Annotated in this window: 3 protein-coding genes; 2 read left to right on the top strand and 1 reads right to left on the bottom strand. The window is 47.1% G+C overall.

What is annotated here, in order from left to right:
* On the top strand, positions 1–771 hold a 771-nt coding region (locus ACTNBK_RS16955), incomplete at its 5' end, for a hypothetical protein (protein ID WP_441147860.1).
* Positions 772–794: 23 nt separating this feature from the next.
* A complete protein-coding gene (locus tag ACTNBK_RS16950; protein WP_087334574.1) occupies positions 795–1,319 on the top strand; it encodes a YcjF family protein in 525 nt (174 codons plus the stop codon).
* A 117-nt stretch (positions 1,320–1,436) separates the two neighbouring features.
* Here the strand turns inward: ACTNBK_RS16950 and ACTNBK_RS16945 are convergent.
* A partial coding sequence (locus tag ACTNBK_RS16945) for a hypothetical protein (RefSeq protein ID WP_441147858.1) occupies positions 1,437–1,657 on the bottom strand: 221 nt, incomplete at its 5' end.

Here is a 1,657-nt window from a genome sequence, read left to right as displayed (position 1 = left end):
GAGGATCAGCGTCGTCGTAATGAATCATATGAGGCCAGCAAGCCCACATTGCAGGAAGGTGTCAAGGCAGCTGGAATCTCTGCAGCGATGGAAGGCGGTATGACATTCTGCCTTGGCGTATGGAAGAAACACAAACAGGGCAAACGCCTTTCGGAGTTTACTGCGGAGGACTGGAAGGATATCGGCATTGACACCACAAAAGGAACTGTTCAAGGTGCAATCCGTGGTGGAACCGTTTACGCAATGACAAACTTCACTGCTACACCGGCTGCGGTTGCAAATGCATTTGTCACAGCAGCTTTCGGCGTAACGGGTCAGGGAATCAAATTCCGCCGAGGCGAAATTTCGGCGGAGGAGTTTGTTGAAAATTCCGAAATCCTGTGCCTGGATGTGTCAATTAGTGCTGTTTCTGCAATGCTGGGCCAGGTGGCGATCCCAATTCCCGTTCTGGGAGCCATGATTGGAAATGTTGCCGGGATGTTCATGTATCAGATTGCCAAGGACAATCTTAGCGAGAAAGAGCAAATACTGATCCAAGCCTATCAGGAGAGTTTTGCCGCACTAAATCAAACGCTGGATGAACGGTATTACAAGCTCCTCGCAATGTTAAAGAAAGAAATGGAAAGATTTTCATCTATGTTGGAGCTTGCGTTTGACCCAGATGTCAACATTGCATTTGATGGTTCTATCGTATTGGCCGATTATGTCGGTGTGACTCCGAAAAAAGTTCTGCGGAACAAACGGGATATTGACCAGTATTTTCTGAATTAAACATAAATCAGGAGGAAAACGCCATGGAAACTACCAATAAATGCGATTATGAGGATGACCTGCTGGAAGAGCTTCAAGGCTACAAATATAGGGAGATGTTTGAGAAAGCAAACAATATCGTGCTGGGATTTGTAGCAAGCACTACAGCTACAGGTGCTGTGCCGATTCCATTTGCCGACGCTCCGCTTTTGGTTGGCCAGCAAGTAGCCATGATGATTGCCATTAATAAGGTGTTTGGATTTAATATCCAACGCGATGCACTCCAATCTCTGGTGGTTGCGGCTCTTGGTGTCAGTGGAGCCACTGTGATTGGTAAGACTGTAGCATCTAATCTGATGAAACTGGTTCCTGGCGCAGGTTCAGTAGCCGGCGGAGCTGTGTCTGCCGGTACAGCGGGTGTGATCACGCTTGCCCTTGGCAAAGCCTATATTGAGGTTTGCAAAGCAATAAAAATGGGAAAGTTGGATCAAAATGCCTTGACCAAAAAGGAAGGCCGAGAGATGCTGAAAAAGGCATTTAAGGAGCAGATGAAAAAAAGTAAAAAATAAAAGTTCTGAAAAGAAATATTTTACTGAGGCGGCATTACCGTTAAGACCTCACGTGCAAAGTATAAACGCCTGTGGATGCAATTTGTTCGCATCCATAGGCGTTTCCCGTACACAGCGTTAAGCCCCATAGGTGCACATTGTGTACCTATGGGGCTTAACCCGTATCGAGAGATCGTTTTTCGCAGCACTTTTCAAATAGCGGGGGCGAGGACAGTTAACCGGCTGTTTTCGCCCTTTTCTGACGTGCGCAAAAAGAAGGGCCTGCGGATTTTCCGCAGGCTCTTCCACGCTGATGCGCAAAATTGGTTTTTTGTTGTCCTTTTGCGGGGGCTCCTTTG

It is taken from the genome of Intestinimonas sp. HCP28S3_D6 (genome assembly GCF_052065695.1).
Classification (GTDB): domain Bacteria; phylum Bacillota; class Clostridia; order Oscillospirales; family Oscillospiraceae; genus Intestinimonas.
Note: the sequence above shows the minus strand (reverse complement) of the source record. Positions and strands in the feature narration are given on the sequence as shown.

What these genes read in the sequence shown, in the direction of transcription:
- ACTNBK_RS16950 (WP_087334574.1), top strand. Translation starts at nt 795, where the DNA reads ATGGAAACTACCAATAAATGCGATTATGAGGATGACCTGCTGGAAGAG.